12 protein-coding genes are annotated in these 14,488 nt (G+C 64.3%); 10 read left to right on the top strand and 2 right to left on the bottom strand.

What is annotated here, in order from left to right:
• Complete coding sequence (locus ACIPY2_RS11535) at positions 1 to 729, bottom strand: FadR/GntR family transcriptional regulator (RefSeq protein ID WP_400266517.1); 729 nt, start codon at positions 727 to 729, stop codon at positions 1 to 3.
• 320 nt (positions 730 to 1,049) lie between these two features.
• Between ACIPY2_RS11535 and ACIPY2_RS11530 the strand changes: the two genes are divergently transcribed.
• The 7 genes from ACIPY2_RS11530 to ACIPY2_RS11500 all read left to right on the top strand — a co-directional run bounded on the left by ACIPY2_RS11530 (position 1,050) and on the right by ACIPY2_RS11500 (position 9,281).
• Entirely contained in the window at positions 1,050 to 2,672 is a 1,623-nt protein-coding gene (locus ACIPY2_RS11530; protein ID WP_400266516.1) for an ABC transporter substrate-binding protein, read from the top strand.
• Between the two features lie 95 nt (positions 2,673 to 2,767).
• On the top strand, positions 2,768 to 3,724 hold the full coding sequence (locus ACIPY2_RS11525) for an ABC transporter permease (RefSeq protein ID WP_186313600.1): 957 nt from the start codon (positions 2,768 to 2,770) through the stop codon (positions 3,722 to 3,724).
• Positions 3,725 to 3,727: 3 nt separating this feature from the next.
• A complete protein-coding gene (locus tag ACIPY2_RS11520; protein WP_400266515.1) occupies positions 3,728 to 5,839 on the top strand; it encodes a dipeptide/oligopeptide/nickel ABC transporter permease/ATP-binding protein in 2,112 nt (703 codons plus the stop codon).
• Complete coding sequence (locus ACIPY2_RS11515; RefSeq protein WP_400266514.1) at positions 5,836 to 6,633, top strand: ATP-binding cassette domain-containing protein; 798 nt, start codon at positions 5,836 to 5,838, stop codon at positions 6,631 to 6,633. Before ACIPY2_RS11520 ends, ACIPY2_RS11515 begins: the two co-directional genes overlap by 4 nt.
• Before the next feature lie 36 nt (positions 6,634 to 6,669).
• On the top strand, positions 6,670 to 7,587 hold the full coding sequence (locus tag ACIPY2_RS11510; RefSeq protein WP_400266513.1) for a dihydrodipicolinate synthase family protein: 918 nt from the start codon (positions 6,670 to 6,672) through the stop codon (positions 7,585 to 7,587).
• Positions 7,588 to 7,606: 19 nt separating this feature from the next.
• Positions 7,607 to 8,584, top strand: coding sequence for an ROK family protein (locus ACIPY2_RS11505; protein ID WP_400266512.1), 978 nt, complete (start codon positions 7,607 to 7,609; stop codon positions 8,582 to 8,584).
• 10 nt (positions 8,585 to 8,594) lie between these two features.
• Positions 8,595 to 9,281, top strand: a complete 687-nt coding sequence (locus tag ACIPY2_RS11500) for an N-acetylmannosamine-6-phosphate 2-epimerase (RefSeq protein WP_400266511.1) — start codon at positions 8,595 to 8,597, stop codon at positions 9,279 to 9,281.
• Between the two features lie 108 nt (positions 9,282 to 9,389).
• Here ACIPY2_RS11500 and ACIPY2_RS11495 read toward each other — a convergent pair whose 3' ends face one another.
• On the bottom strand, positions 9,390 to 10,844 hold the full coding sequence (locus ACIPY2_RS11495; RefSeq protein ID WP_400266510.1) for a dihydrolipoyl dehydrogenase family protein: 1,455 nt from the start codon (positions 10,842 to 10,844) through the stop codon (positions 9,390 to 9,392).
• 112 nt (positions 10,845 to 10,956) lie between these two features.
• Here ACIPY2_RS11495 and ACIPY2_RS11490 point away from each other — a divergent pair, with 112 nt between their 5' ends.
• Genes ACIPY2_RS11490 through ACIPY2_RS11480 form a run of 3 tightly spaced genes read left to right on the top strand, consistent with a single transcriptional unit; the run spans position 10,957 to position 14,386 of the window.
• Positions 10,957 to 11,733 carry an ABC transporter ATP-binding protein gene (locus ACIPY2_RS11490; RefSeq protein ID WP_400266509.1) on the top strand — a complete coding sequence of 259 codons (777 nt, stop codon included), beginning with the start codon at positions 10,957 to 10,959 and terminating at the stop codon, positions 11,731 to 11,733.
• Positions 11,730 to 13,766, top strand: coding sequence for a YhgE/Pip family protein (locus ACIPY2_RS11485; protein WP_400266508.1), 2,037 nt, complete (start codon positions 11,730 to 11,732; stop codon positions 13,764 to 13,766). Before ACIPY2_RS11490 ends, ACIPY2_RS11485 begins: the two co-directional genes overlap by 4 nt.
• Positions 13,763 to 14,386: a TetR/AcrR family transcriptional regulator gene (locus tag ACIPY2_RS11480; RefSeq protein ID WP_400266507.1), complete on the top strand. Its 624-nt coding sequence runs from the start codon at positions 13,763 to 13,765 to the stop codon at positions 14,384 to 14,386. Before ACIPY2_RS11485 ends, ACIPY2_RS11480 begins: the two co-directional genes overlap by 4 nt.
• Positions 14,387 to 14,488: the final 102 nt, after the last annotated feature.

Raw genomic sequence — 14,488 nt, 5'->3', positions numbered from 1 at the left:
TTACTCGCCAACGGCCTCGCTGATGCGGCGGCGGATTCCGTCGAAGTGGCGGTTCAGGAGCTCGGCTGCGAGCACCTTGTCCCCCGCAGCGACGGCCGCGTAGATGTTGCGGTGGATGGCCGCGGTCTTCACGAGGTCCTCGTTGCCGGCGCCGATCTCCACGTGGATCTTCCGGTAAACCTTCCAGAAGACGCCCATAAGGTTGATGAGCAGTTCGTTGTTCAGGGGTTCAAAGAGACGGCGATGGAACTCGGCATCGGCGGCCACGAAGTTTTCACCGGCAGCGGCAAGGTCTTCCATCTGCTTGACGGATTCCTCGATGGAGGCGAGTTGTTCTGGGGTCATCACGTCGATGGACGAGCCGATCAGGCCGGACTCGAGGGCCTGGCGGACGTCCACCAACTGGAGGGCTTCGAGTCCCTGATGCCGCAGGGAAAGCCGACCGCGGAACGTGAGTCCGTCGGCGAGCGCGTCGAAGTTGCTTGGCGCGACGAACATGCCGAAACCGTGCCGGATCTCGATGACGCCCAAAGCCTGCAGCACTTTGAGCGATTCGCGCAGGGTGTTCCGCCCAACGCCTAAGGCGACCGACAGCTCACTTTCCGTCGGCAAGGGGTCGCCGGCCTCAAGCTCGCGCTCGAGGATCAGTTCCATAATGTCCGACTGCAACGCGCGCAGCCGGGCCTGTGCGCTGAACCGCGCCTGCGGAACCACACCGGAAGTTGTCATGGCGCTCTCCTTGCCAATGCACTGTCCAACTGGGCCGGAGAGTGCGGTGTTAATATTGAGGCGAGCTTAGTGCCCACCACAGAATGAGTGACTCGCAACATACAATATCGGATGTCCCACGTCCTTGATAAGTATGTACCGGGAATTCCTCGGATTTCCCGCCGTTACTGGCCTGCGCGGCCGGACACGGAGGCGCCGCCACCTCCCCCGGTCCCCAACTCCCGCTTGACGTTCCGCTGTGACCGCCCTTACAGTTTCACTACGAGCATCGGACGTCCTACATCCGATAACCCACGAGACGTTGAATGGTGAGGCACCCTATGAGCAAGACGATCAACCGCCTGCCGCTGGTCAATGACGCCAGCCGCCGGAACTTCCTGAAGCTAAGCGGCGCAGTTGGTGCAGCAGCCGCCTTCACGGCAACCCTTTCTGCGTGCGGCGGCGCAGCCAGCACCACCACCGGCAACACGACGAACACTGCTGCAGTAAACAAGGACCTCACCATCGAGGCAGGCATCTCCTACGCCCTTTCCACGGGTTTCGATCCGCTGAGCTCCTCGGGTGCGACCCCGATGGCCGCGAACCTGCACATCTTCGAAGGCCTCATCGAACTGCACCCGGCCACCCGCGAGCCCTACAACGCACTGGCTGCCTCGGACCCCAAGAAGGTCAACGACACCACGTACCAGGTGACCATCCGCGATGGCGCCAAGTTCCACGATGGCACTCCCGTCACCACCGAAGACGTGGCCTTCTCCTTCACCCGAGTGATGGACCCGGCCAACAAGTCGCTGTTCTCGCAGTTCATCCCGTTCATCCAGGACGTCAAGCCCGTTGATGCCAAGACGGTGGAGTTCACCCTTAAGTACGCCTTCCCCGGCTTCGGTCCGCGCATCTCCGTAGTGAAGATCGTCCCGAAGGCGCTCGCCACGGACCTCAAGGCCTTCGACGCCAAACCGGTGGGGTCCGGTCCCTACAAGTTGGTCTCCGCAGTCAAGGACGACAAGATCGTCTTCGAGGCCTTCGCCGACTACAACGGCCCCAAGCCTGCCCTGGCCAAGGGTATGACCTGGCTGTTGCTTTCCGACGCCGCCGCCCGCGTCACCGCGGTCCAGTCCGGCCGTGTCCAGGCCATCGAAGACGTGCCGTACCTGGATGTCGACGGACTGAAGTCCAAGGTCAAGGTTGAGTCCGTACAATCCTTCGGCCTCCTGTTCCTGATGTTCAACTGCGCCAAGGCACCATTCGACAACATGTTGGTCCGCCAGGCCCTGCACTACGGCATGGACAAGGAAGCCATCATCAAGAAGGCCCTGTTCGGCAATGCCAAGCCCGCAAGCTCGTACTTCCAGGAAGGCCACCCCGACTACGTCAAGGCCAAGAACGTCTATGGCTACGACGCCTCCAAGGCCGCGGACCTGCTGAAGCAGGCCGGCGTCACCAACCTCGAATTCGAGCTCCTCACCACGGACACCGCGTGGGTCAAGGACGTGGCTCCGCTCATCCTCGAGTCATGGAACAAGCTCCCGGGCGTCAAGGTCACGGTCAAGAACCTGCAGTCCGGCGCTTTGTACACGGACCGCGTGGGCAAGGGCGACTACTCCGTGGTTGCAGCGCCCGGTGATCCCTCGGTGTTCGGCAACGACGCAGACCTGCTCCTGAGCTGGTTCTACTCGGGCGCCACCTGGATGGAAAAGCGCGCCTTCTGGACCACCCCCGAGCGCACCAAGCTGCAGGACCTCATGAACAAGGGCTCCCAGGCATCCGGAGACGCTGCCAAGAAGACCGTCGCGGAAATCGTGGACCTGGTCTCCGAGGAAGTCCCGCTGTACCCGCTCTTCCACCGCCAGCTGCCCAGTGCCTGGGACGAGAAAAAGCTCAACGGTTTCAAGCCGTTGCCCACTACGGGTCTGTCCTTCATCGGCGTCGGGCGTACTGCCTAGCAGTCCCGACACGTTGCGGGGCCCGCTGAGCGCGCTAAATCCCCCAAATAAAGCGCAGAGCAGGCCCCGCAACCCACAATCAACCGGAGAACACATTGGTCACGATATTGCGTCTGCTCGGCCGCAGACTTGCAGCATTGCCATTAATGATCCTGGGCATCACGTTGCTCGTCTTCCTCGTCCTGCAGGCCGCTCCCGGCGACCAGGCCAGCTCGGCCCTCGGTGACGGCGCCAGCGAAGAAGCAAAGCAACAGTACCGCCAGGAGAACGGCCTCAACGACCCCCTGGTCCTGCAGTACTTCCGCTTCCTCGGAAAGCTCCTGCAGTTCGACCTCGGAGTCACCACTCCCCCGGCGAAGTCCGTCGCTTCCATGATCGGCTCCGCCTTTCCCCTGACTCTTCAGCTCACCTTCCTTGGCGTGCTGATCGCGATCGTCGTCTCCCTGGCTTTCGGCATCATCGGAGCCCTGTACCGCGACAAATGGCAGGACCAGCTGGTCCGGGTCTTCTCGATCGCCGCGATCGCCACGCCGTCGTTCTGGCTCGGCATCCTCCTGATCCAGTGGTTCGCGCTTGGCGAGAACCCGATGTTCCCCTCGGGCGGTATTGCGACGCCGGAGTCCGGCTTCGGCGGTTGGCTCAACTCGATGGCCCTCCCGGCTTTGGCGCTCGGCATCCCTGTCTCGGCCTCGCTGATCCGCGTGGTCCGCACGTCGATGGTTGAAGAACTCGACCGCGACTACGTCCGCACGGCCATCGGCAACGGCGTCCCCTACCGCGAAGTCGTTTCCAAGAACGTCCTCCGCAATGCTCTCGTCACCCCGGTGACCGTGCTGGGACTGCGCGTCGGCTACCTCCTGGGTGGCGCCGTCGTGATTGAAATGATCTTCGCGCTGCCCGGCATGGGCCAGCTGATCCTCAACGGCATCACCAACCTGGACGTCAACCTGGTCCAGGGCGTGGTGCTCACCATCTCAGTCACGTTCGTTCTGGTGAACATCGTGGTGGACCTTCTTTACCTGCTCATCAACCCCCGAATCAGGACGGTATAGCTCATGCGCAGCAAGCTCGCAGAACGGCTGAGCGCCCCGGGCCTTCGTTTCAAGGCCTTGCCTTGGGGCTCCCGCATCGCCCTGCTCTTCCTCATCCTCATCGTCCTCGCGGCCGTTTTCGCGCCGGTCCTCGCCCCGCATGATCCGTTGGAAACCTTCATTCCGGCCACACCGCCGGGCGCCGAGCACTTCTTCGGCACCGACCGCCTGGGCCGCGACATCTTCTCCAGGCTCCTCTTCGGTGCGCAGTCTTCGCTCATGATCGGCCTCGGCGCCGTGGGCCTGGCGATCCTGGTGGGCGCGCTCTTGGGCTCATTCGCAGCGACGTCCAGCAAGTCCGTGAACGAGATCATCATGCGGATCATGGACATCCTCATGGCCTTCCCGGGCATCGCCCTGGCCGCCGTCTTGCTCGCAGCGTTCGGCAACTCGGTCCCGACCATCATCATCGCGATCGCCATCATCTACACCCCGCAGCTGGCCCGTGTGGTCCGCGCCAACGTCCTGGCCCAGTACGGCGAAGACTACGTCCGCGCTGAGCGCGTGATTGGCGCCGGCCGGTTCTACATCCTGGTCAAGCACATCGTCCGCAACACCGCCGCGCCCGTGCTGGTGTTCGCCACGGTAATGGTGGCCGACGCGATCATCCTCGAAGCCTCCCTGTCCTTCCTGGGTGCCGGTGTGCAGGATCCCGCTCCGTCCTGGGGCAACGTGATTTCCTACGGCCGCAACCTGGTCCTCTCCGGCGGCTGGTGGGCCACCACCTTCGCCGGCCTGACGATCCTGCTGACCGTCCTTTCCTTGAACATCCTCGCCGAGGGCCTCACCGACGCCATGGTCAACCCCAGGCTCCGCCGCGCTCCGGTGGTCAAGGACGACGACGGTTCCACGGCCGCCGTTTCCACCGTGGACACCGAGGTGGCTACGTCAGTTGCCCAAGCTTCCGTTGTTGAGGAACACGAGCTCGACGGCGTCCGTGCGGCTTCCGGGGACACGTTCACCGATGCGCTGGGCCATTCCGCCCTGCTCACCGATGCTCCCGCCGCCACCAATCCGCATCTCCTGCTGGACCGGGAACTTGAGTTGCTGGCAGAAATCGAAGCGAAGCGCACCGACCGCCTCCCGCAGGTACCGGCAGGCGCACGCAACGTCCTTGAGGTAAAGAACCTGTCCATCCGCTTCCCCGGCCGCTTCGGGGACATCGCGATCGTGGACAACGTGTCCTTCACGGTCCGTGAGGGCGAAACCATGGGCCTGGTCGGCGAGTCCGGCTGCGGTAAGTCGATCACGTCCCTTGCCGTCATGGGCCTCCTGCCGAAGACCGCGAAAATCACAGGATCCATCACTTTCGACGGCAAGGAACTCCTGGATCCCAAGACGGAGCACAGCAACCCCAAGGCCTACGTTGGCCTGCGCGGCGAGCAGATCGCCATGGTGTACCAGGATGCTTTGAGCTCCCTGAACCCGTCTATGAAGATCAAGGAGCAACTCGAGCAGCTCACAAAGCGTGGCGGCCGAAAGACTCCTGCCGAGCTGCTGGAAATGGTCAAGCTGGACCCGGTCCGGACTCTGGCCAGCTACCCGCACGAACTCTCCGGAGGCCAACGCCAGCGTGTGCTGATTGCCATGGCGTTGTCCCGTTCGCCGAAGATCGTGGTTGCGGACGAACCCACCACGGCACTCGACGTCACCGTCCAGAAGCAAGTGGTGGACCTGCTCAACGAATTGCGGGAACAGCTCGGTTTTGCCATGGTGTTCGTCAGCCACGACCTCGCCTTGGTTGCCTCGCTCGCGCACCGCATCACGGTGATGTACGCCGGCCAGGTGGTTGAATCCGCACAGGCTTCCGAACTGTTGCAGAACCCCAAGCACGAATACACACGGGGCCTGCTCGGTGCGGTGCTGTCCATTGAAGCCGACGCCGCCAGGCTCCACCAGATCCCCGGCACAGTACCTTCACCGCGCGATTTCGCCACGGGGGACCGCTTCGCGGCCCGCTCGCTGCGGCCCGACGCCGACCCCAACCAGAAGCTGGTCCTCACCACTGTCGCGGCGGCGAACGGTGACGATGCCGACCACTACTGGGCGAGCCACCTGAAGGAGGATGCAAAGTGACTACCACTCCAGTGATTGAGCTCAAGGACGTCAAGGTCTACCACCGGGCGCGCACCGGCGGCCTGTTCCGTCCCAACATCGTCAAGGCTGTGGACGGCGTGGACTTCAGCATCAGCCGCGGCGAGACGGTCGGCATCGTTGGTGAGTCCGGCTGCGGCAAGTCCACGCTTGCCTCAGTGCTCGTGGGACTGCAGCCGCCGACGTCGGGCCAGGTCCTGTTCCACGGCAAGCCGGCCATCAAGCGGAACGCTGCCATGCGGCGGGAGTTCGGCCGTTCAGTTTCCGTGGTTTTCCAGGATCCATCCACGGCGCTGAACCCGCGCATGACCATCCAGGACATCCTTACCGACCCCCTGCAGGTCCACGGCATCGGCACCGCCGCGAGCCGCACGGCGAAGGTCAAGGAGCTATTGGCGCTGGTTGGCTTGCCACAGTCGGCAGCCGAAGTGACGCCGTCGCAAGTTTCCGGTGGCCAGCGGCAGCGTGTGGCGATCGCCCGCGCGCTGGCGCTGGACCCGGACATCATCGTGGCGGACGAGCCGACGTCGGCGCTGGACGTTTCGGTCCGGGCGCAAGTGCTGAACCTGCTGTCCGACCTGAAAACGCAGCTGAACCTCGGCATGGTGTTCATTTCCCACGACATCCAGACCGTCAGGTACGTCTCGGACCGGATCTGCGTCATGTACTTCGGCAAGATCGTCGAACAAGGCACAGCCGCCCAGGTCTTCGACAACCCCAGCAACGACTACACCCGCAAGCTGCTTGGCGCCGCGCCCAGTCTGCTCCACATCTAGTTTTCCTTTCGCAAGTTACAAACAACGGAGATTTCTGTGTCCACTCAGTTCCAGGGCGTCATTCCCCCGGTCATCACGCCCCGCCACGCCGATGGCAGCATCGACGTCCAGTCGTTGAAGAACGTCACCAAGCACCTGATCGACGGCGGTGTATCCGGGCTTTTTGTGCTGGGCTCCTCCGGCGAAGTTCCCTATCTCACCAACGAAGAGCGGGAGCTGGTGGTGACCACCATCGCCGAAGCCAACGCCGGTGCGGTGCCGCTGATCGTGGGCGCCAACGAGCAGACCACCAACCGCGTCATTGAGGAAGCCCGCAAGGTGGTGGACCTTGGCGCCGATGCGATCGTGGTGACATCCATGTACTACGCAATCGGCAACGCTGCGGAGACCGAGACCCACTTCCGCAGCATCCACGAGGCCATCCAGAAGCCCATCTTTGCCTACGACGTGCCCGTCCGCACCCACTTCAAGCTGCCCACCGATTTGTTGGTTCGCCTTGGCCGCGACGGCGTCATCGCAGGCGTCAAAGACTCCTCGGGAGACGACGTTTCCTTCCGGCAGCTGCTCCTCGCTGCGAAGGACATCCCCGACTTCGATATTTTCACCGGACACGAAGTTGTGGTTGATGGTGCCCTCTTGGGCGGCGCGCAGGGTGTTGTCCCGGGCCTTGGCAACGTGGACCCCGCCGGCTACCGCCGCCTCTTCGACGCTGCGCAGGCCGGCGATTGGGCTTTGGCAGCGCGGGAGCAGGATCGCTTGGCCGACGTCTTCGAGATCGTCTACACCCCGGGCGGCCGGGTGTCCGGCGGCGCAGCAGGCCTGGGTGCCTTCAAAACCGCTCTCCAGGTCATGGGAATTATCGAATCCAACACCATGAGCTCGCCGATGCTGTCCCTGAACGAGGCCGAAACGGCTGCGATCCGCGCCATCCTGGAGCGGAACGGGCTGGTCTGACCTTCCGATGACCGCTTCCATGACCCACGTAATCGGCGTTGACCTCGGCGGCACCAAGACCGCCGCCGGGGTGGTCTCCGGCTCGGGCGAGGTGCTCTTCTCGGACACCATTCCGACACTGAATCGGGCCGGTGGCGAGGCGATCCTTGATGCCACCGCAGCCCTGGTTTCGGGCTTGGTGGAGCGCGCCGCCGACGCCGGACTGACCGTGTCCGGCGTCGGCGTCGGTTCCGCCGGGGTCATTGACGCTGCTGCCGGGGTGGTTGTCTCGGCGACCGACGCCATTCGCGGATGGGCAGGAACCTCGTTGGCTGCCGGGCTCGCCACGCGCCTTTCGCTTCCTGCTGCGGCTGTCCGTGCCGTCAACGATGTCCACGCCCACGCCCTGGGTGAGGCCTGGCTCGGTGCCGCCGCTGGTTCCTCCAGTTCGCTATTGGTCGCCTTTGGAACCGGGGTTGGCGGCAGCTTCGTCCTGAACGGTCACCCTGTTCTCGGGCACCGTTTTGTGGGTGGGCACGTGGGCCACTTCGCCTCTCCCCTGGCTGTGGGTGACGGGAAGCCGCTGCCTTGCGTTTGCGGGTCCGCCGGCCATGTCGAAGCGGTGGCTTCCGGTCCGGCAATCCATGAGTCCTTCCTTCGCTTAGGCGGTTCCGCGGCGGAGGCAACCGACACCCGCGGTGTCTTCTCGCTTGCCTCCCGGGCGCCCGACGCCGGTGCTGCCGCCGGCTCCCCCGATAACGCCACTGCTGCGCGGGCCGCCGTCGAACTCGGTGCGGTAGCCGCCGGTCAAGCCGTCGGCGGACTGATCAACATCCTCGATCCCGAAACCGTCGTCATTTCCGGCGGCCTCGCCGACGCTGGTGAGCTGTGGTGGAAACCCATGGAGGCGGCCCTACGTCAGGAACTGCTGGCCCCGCTGGCTGCCGTTCCTGTAGTCCGGGCCGCCCTCGGCAACAGCGCCGCCATTGTTGGTGCGGCGAAACTCGTTCTCCCGTAAAGGAACACCCTTGATCCTCACTTCCGAAAACCTTGAAGCCCTGCGCTCCCAGCTGATCGTCTCTTGCCAGGCGTACCCCGGCGAGCCCATGCGGGATCCACGCACCACAGGACAGGTGGCGGCATCGGCGGTGATCGGTGGTGCAGCGGCGATACGCGTCCAAGGGTTGGCCGACGTGCAATTCACGCGTGCCGCCGTCGAGGTCCCCGTGATTGGACTCTGGAAGGACGGTCACGACGGCGTTTTCATCACGCCCACACTGCGCCACGCCCTTGCCGTGGCCAACGCCGGCGCGCATGTGGTGGCTGTCGACGGAACACGGCGTACACGGCCGGACGGGCTGTCCTTGGCTGGCACGGTGGCCGGCATCCACGCCGAATCGCATGCTTTGGTCATGGCTGATTGTGGCTCGTTCGACGACGCCGTTGCTGCTGTTGACGCGGGCGCGGACCTGATCGGCACCACCTTGGCGGGTTACACCGGCGAGCGCCCCAAGACGGACGGCCCGGACCTGGCCCTGCTGGAACAGATCGCTGCGGCCAACCTCGGCAAGCCCCTGATTGCAGAGGGCCGCATCCACACCCCGGCGCAGGCGCGTCAGGCCCTCGATGCTGGCGCCTTCGCTGTGGTTGTTGGCACCGCGATCACCCATCCGGCTACGATCACTGGCTGGTTCAAGGGAGCGATGCACGCGTAGCGCCAAAATCTGCTCAATCATCGCCCGTTTGCCGCCCGCGGAACCCGCAGGCGCAGGGGACGCGGCCGCGCAGGCAAGAATGATCCAGCAAATTTCATCAGTGCAGCGTCATAGCCCGTACTTCTCCAAGAGCCGCAACCAAACCTCGCTGATGGTGGGGTACGACGGCACCGCATGCCACAACCGGCCCAACGGAACCTCGCCCACGATCGCAATCGTGGCCGAGTGCAGCAACTCCGCAACGCCCGGGCCTACGAACGTTGCACCGAGGATCACCCTGCGGTCCTCGTCCACCACGATCTGGGCCCAGCCCTTGTAGTCCGGTGCATACAGCTGCGAACCCGAGACATTGATGGGCAGGTCCACGCCGGTTACGTTCCTGCCCTGCAGCAACGCCTGTTCCAGGGTGGGCCCTACTGACGCGACCTCCGGATCGGTGAAGACGACACTGGGCACCGCGTGATCGTTGGCGGTATGGGCCAGGGAGCTCCAAGGTTTCGGAGCACCCCGCAGGGCGCCCTTGGCCCGGGCAACGATCGCATCTCCCGTGGCACGCGCTTCATACTTGCCCTGATGGGTGAGCAGCACTTTGCCCGCAGCATCTCCCGCCGCGTAGAGCCAATAGCCACTGGTGCCGTCGCTGGCCGGCCCGTCAACCAGGCCACTGGCATCCGTGCTGAGCTTCAGCTTGCCGTCCTCGGCTTCGACGCCCACGCTTTCCAGGCCCAGGTTGGCCAGCGCCGGATGCCTTCCGGACGCCACCAGGAGTTGGTCGGCGGACACGGTTGTCCCGTCGAACGCAACTGACAGCGAACCGTCGTCGGCCTTCTCCACTTTCTCGACGTCCGTGTGCAAGTGCACGGCGACGCCATCGGCACGGAGCCCGGCTAATACGAGTTCCGCTGCTTCCTCGGGGTAGGTGCTGAGTAGCCTCCCCCGCGCGATGAGCGTGACGTCCGAGCCCAGTCGGGCGAAAGCCTGGGCCAACTCGACGCCCGCAACGCCGCCGCCCAGCACAACGAAGCGGCGCGGGACTTCCTTGGCGGCGGTCGCGCCGCGCGTGGTCCAGAAGGGAACATCGGACAGACCCGGAATCGCCGGCACAGTGGGCGTTGAGCCCGTGGCGATGACCACGGCGTGGTGCGCTTTGAGCGCGTAGCTGTTGCCGTCGAGTCCGTCCACCTGCACTTCGCGGGGACCCGTGATGCGTGCCCTGCCACGAATGAGCTCAATGCCTGCGCTGTCCAGCCACTCCGCCTGGCTGCCGTCCTGCCAGTTGTTGGTAAACCAGTCCCGGTGGTTCAGCACCGCCTGGGTATCCAGCACTCCTGTGACGGCTTCCGTTGCACCCGGGATCAACTGTGCCGCGTGCAGCACGCTTCCGGGCCTGAGCAACGCTTTCGAGGGGATGCACGCCCAGTACGAGCACTCGCCACCCACCAGCTCGCTTTCGATGATCACTGCCGACAAGCCGCCGAGGACCACCCTGTCCGCCACGTTCTCCCCCACAGCTCCGGCACCTATCACAATTACGTCGAATTCACGGGAGTTTTCGGCAGTCATGGGAGAAGCCTACGCCGGGTTGGCTCGGCAAGTGAGATACATCTATTTGAACTGACCAGTCAGTTTAGTTAGAATAATTGCAGAAGAAGAACCCATTGCTTGAAGGGATCACATGCTGTCCGTACAGCAACTCCAGATCAACGGCCGCCGCACCGACCTGCTGCCAGCCACCTCGCTCCAGGTCCAACGCGGCGAACTCATCCTCGTATCCGGCGAAGGACAGGACCAGCGGACCGCCTTGGCGCTCGCACTGAGCGGCCGGATGAAGTCCAGCGACGGAACCCTGACCTGGGACAACACCAGCAAGGTCAAGAGGATCCGGCTCGCGAGCGCACTGATCGACTCGCCCGGGGTCAACGAACCGGAACAGCACCTGAGCGTGCGCGACCTCGTCACCGAGGACCTGTCCCTTATCCCCCGCCGCTACCGGGGTGCGTTGCTCAGCAAGCCGTGGCTGAAGGTGAACAGCTTCGAGGACATCGCGGACCTTTGGATCGAGCAGCTTCCGGCCCACCGCCGCCTTGAGCTCCTGACGTCGCTGGCGTTGGCAGACCCTGCCGTCGACCTCCTCGTGGTCGACTCTCCGGACCGCCACAGCGCCGACCCCTCGGCCTGGTTGCCGCGGCTGCAGGCATTGGCGTCCGACGCCGGAAGGCCACTCGCGGTGGTGGCGACGGTCAGCGCCCTCCCGGAGCACTGGGACGGACCCGCGGCAGTGATCGGCAACTCGGTATCGCACGCAGCCGAAGCCGAACCTGAACAAGGCGGAGCAGACGCAGAGGCCGAGCCCGTAACGGCGACGGAAGCAACCGCCGTCGTGCCCGAAACCCCGCTTGCCGAAGCGGAAGAACACCAAGAAATCCAAGACCTCCAAAGGACTGCAAAGTGACTGTTCTGCGGCTCGCCCGCTCCGAACTCAAGCGCATGACCGGCGGGCTCCTGCCCAAGCTGACCATCCTCGCCCTGACCATGGTGCCCCTGCTGTACGGCGCCGTGTATCTCTACGCGAACTGGGACCCCTACGGCAACCTGAACCAGATCGATGCCGCGTTGGTGGTTGAGGACTCGGGCGCCACGGCGAAGGACGGCACCGAGCTCCAGGCCGGCAAAAAGGTGGCAGACAGCCTGGTGGAGGGCCACGTCTTCAACTGGAAGCAGGTCTCCAACGCGGAGGAAGCCGACGCGGGCGTCAAGACCGGCGAATACGCCTTCGCCCTGCGGATCCCCAAGGACTTCTCGTCCAACTTGGTTTCGCCCGGCAGCTTCGACGCCGCCAACCAGGCCATGCTGCACGTCACCACCAACGACGCCAACAACTACCTCCTGAGCACCATCGTGGACAAGCTCACCACGGCTGTGCACTCCACAGTGGCCAAGGAAGTGGGCGAGGAGACAGCAAACCAGCTGCTCACCGGCTTCGGAACCATCCACGCTTCGATCGTCAAGGCCGCCGACGGCGCCGGACAGTTGGCCGACGGCGTCGGCAAGCTGAGCGACGGCGCTGCCACGCTCCACGACGGCACCTCCCAGCTCGCCACCGGCGCCGACCAACTGGTGGCTGGACAGACCCAACTGCGCGATGGCGCAAACCAGCTCAACGCGGGCGCGGGCCAGTTGAGCTCCGGTCTCACCGAACTGAAAAACAAAACCGCCACGCTGCCTGCGGATTCCCAAAAGCTGGCAAACGGTGCCGCCCAAGTAGCCGCGGGCAACGCGGAGTTGAACGCCAAGGTGCAGGACGTCGTCGGGCAATTGGACGCTGCGGACAAGGGCCTCCGGAACCGGGTGGTCGAATCCAACGCACGCCTGGTTGCCTCGGGTGTCCTGACCCAGGAACAGGCGGACAAGGTCCTCGCCGACTTTGACGCCGCAGCAGCCTCGAGCCCGGTAACCGATGCCAAAGCCAAGATCGCGGGTGACGCGGCCAAGATCCAGCAGCTCTCCGACGGTTCGGCCGCAGTGAGCGCAGGCGCCGCGCAGCTCGCTGGAGCTACACCTGCACTGGCTGACGCCATCTCGAAAGCCTCCGCGGGTGCAGGCCAGCTCAGCACCGGCGCGGCTTCGTTGGCGGCCGGCCAGCAGAGTGCCTTGGACGGTGCCATCAAGCTCGACGGCGGGGCGCACCAATTGGACGACGGCGCGGGACAACTGGCCAGCGGCGCGGTCACGGCGTCGGATGGCGCCCATACACTCGCCTCCGAACTGGCCAAGGGCGCCGGCGACATCCCCAACCCCGATGAAGAACAAAAGAGCAACGTCTCCAAGGTGATCGCCGATCCCGTTGCCGTGGAGAACGTCTCACAGGCCAAGGCCAACTCCTACGGCGCCGGCCTGGCACCGTTCTTCCTGACGCTCGCACTGTGGATCGGCGTGTTCATGCTGGTCCAGGCCATGCGGCCCATCACCCAGCGCGCCTTGGCCTCGAACGCCCCTTCCTGGAAGATCGCCGTGGGCGGCTGGCTGCCGTTCTTCGTGGTTTCCGTCTTCCAGGCCACGATCCTCACGCTGGTGGTGAACCTGGGCCTCGGGCTCAACGCCTCGCACCCGATCGGCATGTGGCTGTTCATGTTGGCCGCCGTCATGGCGTTCAGCGCCATCATCCAGGGCATCGTGGCTCTCCTTGGAACTCCGGGCAAGTTCGTGGTGCTGATCCTCCTGGTCCTCCAGCTCGTGTCCTCGGGCGGCACGTTCCCTTGGCAGACCACTCCCATGCCTTTGCATGTGGTTCACGAGATCATGCCCATGGGCTACGTGGTCACAGGGATGCGACACCTGATCTATGGCGGTGAACTGACCATGATCTTGCCCACCGTACTGGGCCTCCTTGGATACACTTTGCTGGGAGCGGCACTCTCCACCCTCGCCGTTCGTAAGCACAAGATGTGGACCCTCAAGACCCTGAAGCCGGAGATTGCAGTATGAGTACCCCCGCGGCCCCTGGTTCCGGGAAGAAACTCCGGCCCGAGCGCACCAATGCAACAAAGCAGCGCCTGTTCGAGGCGTCCATGGAGCTCATCGGCGAACGCGGTGCCGCCGGTGTGACCGTGGACGAGATCGCGGCTGCGGCCGGCGTTTCCAAGGGAACGGTGTATTACAACTTCGGCAGCAAGTCGGACCTCATTGCCCAGTTGCTGCGGCACGGCGTGGACATCATGCTGGGGCGGCTCCAAGCCATCGAGGGCCAGACCGAAGATCCACTGGAAGCCATGAGGGACATGGTGGAACAAGCCATGGAATTCATGGACGACTATCCCTCCTTCGCCCGGCTCTGGGTGAGCGAGAACTGGCGGGCTCCCGGGGAGTGGAGCGCGGTTTTCGCTGAACTGCGGGGTGAACTCCTGGCGGTGATCGGCAAGGCAGTCGAAGGCGTAGCCTCGGGGTACACGGTAGACACCTCCATTGCGCGTGGAAGTCTCGAAGCAGCCATCTTCGGAGCCATCTTCGTGGTGGGACTGGACAGGCAAACCTACAATCCTGAACGCACCCGGGAGCAAAGCGTTGCTGCCGTCATGACCATCATGCATGGGTACGTCATCAAGTAGCGTTGCGTGGCCCGCTCTGCGCGCCAAGACTCAACTTTGGGGCGTTGAGCGGGCCCCACAACGGTACGCAATTGCAATCTACGACGGCGTGGCGCGGCGCCC

The organism is Paenarthrobacter sp. NPDC089675 (assembly GCF_044749185.1).
Lineage (GTDB): Bacteria > Actinomycetota > Actinomycetes > Actinomycetales > Micrococcaceae > Arthrobacter.
The sequence above is the reverse complement of the archived record's forward strand: the minus strand, read 5'-3'. Positions and strand labels throughout refer to the sequence as shown.